Genomic DNA, 5448 nt, shown 5'->3' with positions numbered 1-5448 from the left:
CGGCTGACCGCTCTCATCCAATCGAGTCGTTTACTCAGCGAACCCAGTCGTTTGGCCTTCCGTCTCAGTGAACCTAGGCGCGTAGGTGATCGCGCTGGGGGTGTTGGGTGGCTGTACCGGCTGGGGTGGATCTTCCGGGACCGTGCGTCGACCTGTCGTACGTGGACCTCGTACGCGAGCGGCGACGGCGTCCGCTGCTGGACTGTGTGACGACCCGTTTCGAGGACGTGGCACCGGTACGGCCCTTTCGATGGTCTCGCGGTGAGCGTCACTTCGCGGGCTGGTACTGGGCCGCGACGACTGGGCAGCACGTCGGCTTCGAGTCCTGGTTGGAGCGGGATCGGCTCCTGCTCCTGGACTTCGACCCGAAGGTGACGGGGATCGCCTCGCAGCCGTTCTGGCTGTACTGGCACGACGGCGAACGAGAACGTCGGCACGCCCCGGACTACTTCGCCCGCCGCGCGGATGGCTCGGCGGTGGTCATCGACGTCCGCGCGGATGAGCGGATTGAGCCGAAGGACGCGGAAGCGTTCGAGGTGACGCGGCTCGCCTGCGCTCAGGCCGGGTGGGGGTTCGAGCGGGTCGGGACGCCGGAGGCGGTGCTGCTGGCGAATGTGCGGTGGCTGTCGCGCTACAGGCACCCGCGGTGCCTGCACCGCCGGGTTGCCGACCGGCTGCGGGAGGTCTTCGAGGAGCCGGGCCCGATGTTTCCAGGGGCCGACGCCGCGGGTGACCGGCTCGCGACACTACCCACCCTCTTTCATCTGCTCTGGCTCCAGGAACTGGCCGTCAATGGGCTGGCGGTCGAGCTGATGGGACCGCGCACAGTCGTGAGCCTGGCCGCCGGGGGTGCCCAGTGAGCGGGACGGGGCGGACGGTCCCGCCCAACTCCCGGATCGCGGAGTTTCCCGAGACGGCGGCCGAACAGGCCCGTTGGTGGGAGGGGCACATTCTCGAAGTGCTGCACGGCCTGCCGTTGGACGCTTTCGAAGGAGCGGTGCCGCGCCCGGAGTTCGATCCGCGACGGACCTCGCTGGCTGAGCGTGAGCGAGCCAAGGCGGCCGAGGTGACGGCGGCCGGGCACCCAGTGACAGCCAGCGGGATCAAGCAGCGGCGCCAGCGTTATCAGCGTGACGGACTGGTCGGGCTGGCCGACGGCCGGTCCGCCAAACAGATGCCGCCTTTCGGCATGGTCGATGCGGTAGTGGTGGAGGCGATGCGGCAGGCGATCGGCGAGACAGCCGAGGACTCGTCGAAGACGATCGGGTTCATCGTCTGGCGGGCCAAGGAGATCCTGGCCAGCCAGGAGAAGGCCGCCGATATCGAGGTTCCTTCCCGGGCGACCCTCTACCGGCTCTACAGCAAGCTGGCGACCGGCACTCATGCGACGGGCTCGGCCCGCACGCGCCGGTCGGTCAACGCACGGCCGCCCGGCCCGTTCGGGGAAGTGCCGGCCAGCGCGCCGGGCGAGCTCATGCAGATCGACTCGACCCCGCTGGACGTGCTGGTGCGGCTGGACGACGGCATTGCGGAGAAGGTCGAGCTGACCGCGATGGTCGACATCGCGACCAGGTCGATCACCGCGGCGGTGCTGCGGCCGACGACGAAGTCTGCCGACGCCTCCGCGCTGCTGGCCCGCAGTGTCACCCCGGAGGTGATGCGACCGGGCTGGTCGGAAGCTCTGCTGATGTCCCGTTCGGTGCTGCCGCACCGGCGGCTGCTGAGCATGGACGAGCGCTTGGAGCACGCGGCGGCACGGCCGGTGATCGTTCCGGAGACGATCGTCTGCGACCACGGCAAGGTGTTCATCTCGAACAACTTCCGGGCGTCCTGCCGGTATTTGGGCATCAGCCTGCAGCCGGCCCATAAGGCGACCCCGACGGACAAGGGCACGATCGAGAAGACCCTGGGCTCGGTGGCCACGCTGTTCGCTCAGTTCGTCGCGGGCTACACCGGTTCGACCGCGGACCGCCGGGGCCGGAAGCTGGAGGACGGGCCGCTGTGGTCGCTGCCCGAGCTGCAGGGCCTTCTCGAAGAATGGATCATCGCGGTCTGGCAAACCAGGCCGCATGACGGGCTGCGTGATCCGCAGGCACCGAAGCGGGCGTTCTCGCCGAACGAGAAGTACGCCACGCTGGTGGAGTCCTGCGGCTACGTCCCGGTCCCGCTGAACGGCGAGGACTTCATCGAGCTGCTGCCCGAACGCTGGCAGGCGATCAACGCCTACGGCATCCGGATCAAGCACCGCACTTACGACGACGTCGAGTTGGGCCCATTGCGTCGCCAGCACTCCGGGGTGGCAGAGAAGAAGGGTCTGTGGGAGATCCACTACGACCCCTACGACATCTCCCGGATCTGGGTACGCGACCGCCAGGGCAATCGGTGGATCACCGTGTTCTGGAAGCACCTTCGCCGCGTCGGCGTCCCGTTCGGGGAACTGGCCTGGGACCACGCCTGCGAGCAGGTCCCAGGCGGCACCGAGGAACAGATCGCGGACGCCGCCGCTGCCCTGCTGCGGCGGGCCCACGCGGGCCCCGCACCGGAGAAGGGCCCTGCGGCCAAGCGCTCCCGCCGCGTCGCCGCCCGGACCCGGGCCACCACCCCCGACCGACCGATCCCGGACACACCCGCCGCCGAGCCCACGCCGGACGAAGAGCCGGACACCGAGCTGGCCAAGGTCATCCCGCTGGGTCTCTTCGACCCGCTCGCCAACCCCTGGAGACGTCCGTGACCATCCCTGAACCGGCAGGCCGCCGAACCGCCCTGCACGAGGCCGATGCCGCGGCCAACCGCCAACTCACCACCCTCGACGGATGGCGGACATTCGCCGCCGGCCCGCCCGAACCCCCGGTCCTGCTGTCCTCCGACGAACTGCGCAGGCTGTCCCCGGCAGAGCGGACCCTCTACGACGAGGACCGGCTCGACCATCACGCGCGGATGCTCGTAGTCGCCACCTCGTTCGTCGAGAAGACGGTGGTCTGCGGCCGTCGGCTGGTCCTGCTCAACCGGCACGCGATCAGCGCCCGCCGCGGCCTGATGGTCTCCGGCCTGCCGGGCACGGGCAAGACCAGCGCCATCACCCAGCTCGGGCTCGCCCATGAACTCCTCGACCAGGCCCGTCACCCGAACGTTGCCGGCCGCATCCCGGTGCTCTACATCACCGTCCCGCCAGCCGCGACCGCCCGCATGGTCGCCGCCGAGTTCGCGCGGTTCCTGGGCCTGCCGGTCCGTCCCCGGTCGAACATGACGGACATCATCGAGGCCGTGGTCGGGGTCTGCACGGACTCCTGCACCGGCATGGTGCTGGTCGACGAGATTCACAACGTCTCGCAGGTCACGCGGGCCGGCGGTGAGGTCTCTGACACCCTGAAGTACTTCTCCGAGCGCATCCCCGCGACGTTCGTCTATGCGGGTATCGGCCTGGAGACCAGCGAACTCCTCACCGGCACCCGGGGCGCCCAGATCGCGGGCCGCTTCACCCTCGTCCCCACCCGCCCGTTCCCCTACGGCGACGAGTGGAAGGGCCTGGTCGCGACCATGGAACAGACCTTGCTCCTGCACGACCACCCGCAGGGCAGTCTGGTGAAGCTGGACCGTTACCTCCACAACCGGGCCGACGGCATGATCGGAGCGTTGTCCCACGCCATTCGGGGCGCCGCGATCGACGCGATCCTGGGCGGGACCGAACGCGTGACCAAAGAAGCACTCGACGAGATCCCCCTGGACCACGCCGCGGAAACCGTGAGAAAGCCGGCCGCCCGGTGACCGATTCGCTGCCCGAACAGTTGGTCCGGCTCCCCGTCCAGGTCTCACTGCGACTCGGTGAGGGAACCGACTCCTTCATCCGCCGACTGGCTCAGGCGAACCACCTCAAGCCCAGCTACCTGCGCGGATGCCTGGTTGGCCCACCCGACTACGGGCGCGGGAAACGACCACGCGCTGACCGACTCGCCGCAGTTACCGGCCGTCGACAAGAGGTATTGGAACGGGTGCTGGCCGATCTGGTGCGAAAGAAACGTGCGAGGCCGACCCCGGACAAGCCCAAGCGTCGTGTCACAGCCAGCGCGGACAAGCCGGCGCTCTTCGCAGCGATCCGTCGGGACGTCCAAGCGGGAGAGCAGTCGGTCAGAAAGTTGGCCGCGAGGCATCGCGTGAGCCCATACATGGTCCGCCAGGCTCTCGCCTCACCGACTCCTCCGCCGCGCAAGGAGCGCGCGGCCATCCAGGGCCGGGCCAAAGGACGCGTCGGTCCCGCCATCGACGTCATCCTCGACGAATACGCTGCCACGCATGCTGGCCAACTTCCCACGGTCGGGCTGGTCTGGGAGAGGCTGCTGGACGAACACGACGCCAGCGTGTCCTACGGCACCGTTCACCGCTACATGTCCAGCCACCCGCTGAGGAACCCGGACACATTGACCAGGAACTCCGAACGCAGTGCGGGAAACTACCTCGCCGCCACCCAGCAGACCTTCCATGCGAACGTGCTCCAGCACTACCAGGCCCTGCTGACCGCGGTGCGTCGCGAGCCCGCCCGGCACGGCCTCGACGGCTCCTTCTCCTCGATGACCGCTTTTCTCCTCGGCCTGGACGCCGGAAGCTCGTGGAGCATGCTCACAGGGTTCCAGGAGTGGCTCGTGGTCCGCCTCGGCCGAGGCCACGACCTGACCTGGCCCCTCCTCGTCCGCCACCTCACTCCAGGGGGCTGGACTCACCCGCTCACCAAGCAGGCCGACGCCGCAGCGGTGATCACGCTCCACCGGCTCCTCCGCGACTACTTCACGATCCGAGAGCGGTCGGACGGCCTCGCAAGGATCTTCCTGGACTACCAGTCCTGGATGGTCACCCAGGACTGGTTTCAGCTCGACGCAGCAGAGCCAGCCCTTGGCAGCTGACGAGCCAGGCGGTCGGCGGCGGGAGCAGCACGATGGCCTACTTCGGCTGGGGGTCTTCACTCACCGCGGCCGCGTCCAAGGCCACCAGATTGTCGGTCCAGCAATCGCTTTCTTCCGTCGCGACTTCGAGACCGCAGCCGGAACAGACAAGGTTGGGACCGTCCTGGCCTGCGAGGCCGCAGCAACCGATGAGGCGACGAGCATCGGAATGGCGTGCCATCCCCGGAACGTCATCGGGGTGAAGGATCAGAAGGGAACCGTCGAAGTTGACCTTGAAGGTTCCCTGAGCCATCCGCGGTGACGCAATCTCGTGGCCAGGTGGCCGCTCGGGGCCCCTCAGCGGCTCCCCAGGCTCCAGCTCGCCAGTCAGAGGCTGCTGACAGTTCATGCAGTGAAAGATAATCACACGACCAATTCTGCCTGGGCAAAGCCAACACCGTGTTCACTGCCCCTCCAGCCTGCCGGCCGCCGGGCCGACCCGCAGCCGTCTCACCCAATCCAGTCCCCGCAGGTCAACACGATCCGGCCCGACTATCTTCGCTGCGACAGGTCA

Annotated in this window: 5 protein-coding genes; 4 read left to right on the top strand and 1 reads right to left on the bottom strand. The window is 68.4% G+C overall.

Annotated features, from left to right (window positions below; genetic code table 11):
* Window positions 1-107: 107 nt before the first annotated feature.
* The 4 genes from ACIQM0_RS39255 to ACIQM0_RS39240 all read left to right on the top strand — a co-directional run bounded on the left by ACIQM0_RS39255 (window position 108) and on the right by ACIQM0_RS39240 (window position 4895).
* Window positions 108-860 carry a TnsA-like heteromeric transposase endonuclease subunit gene (locus tag ACIQM0_RS39255; protein WP_401296029.1) on the top strand — a complete coding sequence of 251 codons (753 nt, stop codon included), beginning with the start codon at window positions 108-110 and terminating at the stop codon, window positions 858-860.
* Window positions 861-1216: 356 nt separating this feature from the next.
* A complete protein-coding gene (locus ACIQM0_RS39250) occupies window positions 1217-2731 on the top strand; it encodes a Mu transposase C-terminal domain-containing protein (RefSeq protein ID WP_401296032.1) in 1515 nt (504 codons plus the stop codon).
* Entirely contained in the window at window positions 2728-3765 is a 1038-nt protein-coding gene (locus ACIQM0_RS39245; protein WP_401296027.1) for an ATP-binding protein, read from the top strand. Before ACIQM0_RS39250 ends, ACIQM0_RS39245 begins: the two co-directional genes overlap by 4 nt.
* Before the next feature lie 398 nt (window positions 3766-4163).
* Window positions 4164-4895, top strand: coding sequence for a hypothetical protein (locus tag ACIQM0_RS39240; RefSeq protein ID WP_401296024.1), 732 nt, complete (start codon window positions 4164-4166; stop codon window positions 4893-4895).
* Window positions 4896-4932: 37 nt separating this feature from the next.
* On the opposite strand, the gene ACIQM0_RS39235 is transcribed toward ACIQM0_RS39240, so the two are convergent.
* A complete protein-coding gene (locus ACIQM0_RS39235; protein ID WP_401296021.1) occupies window positions 4933-5187 on the bottom strand; it encodes a hypothetical protein in 255 nt (84 codons plus the stop codon).
* Window positions 5188-5448 lie beyond the last annotated feature (261 nt).

The organism is Streptomyces sp. NPDC091387 (genome assembly GCF_044756945.1).
In the GTDB taxonomy this organism is placed as follows: Bacteria; Actinomycetota; Actinomycetes; order Streptomycetales; family Streptomycetaceae; genus Streptomyces.
The sequence above is the reverse complement of the archived record's forward strand: the minus strand, read 5'-3'. Positions and strand labels throughout refer to the sequence as shown.

Bases quoted from the DNA above. Each gene is read 5' to 3' on its own strand.
- ACIQM0_RS39250 (WP_401296032.1), top strand. From the start codon at position 1,217: ATGCGGCAGGCGATCGGCGAGACAGCCGAGGACTCGTCGAAGACGATC.
- ACIQM0_RS39240 (WP_401296024.1), top strand. From the start codon at position 4,164: ATGGTCCGCCAGGCTCTCGCCTCACCGACTCCTCCGCCGCGCAAGGAG.
- ACIQM0_RS39235 (WP_401296021.1), bottom strand. From the start codon at position 5,187: ATGGCTCAGGGAACCTTCAAGGTCAACTTCGACGGTTCCCTTCTGATC.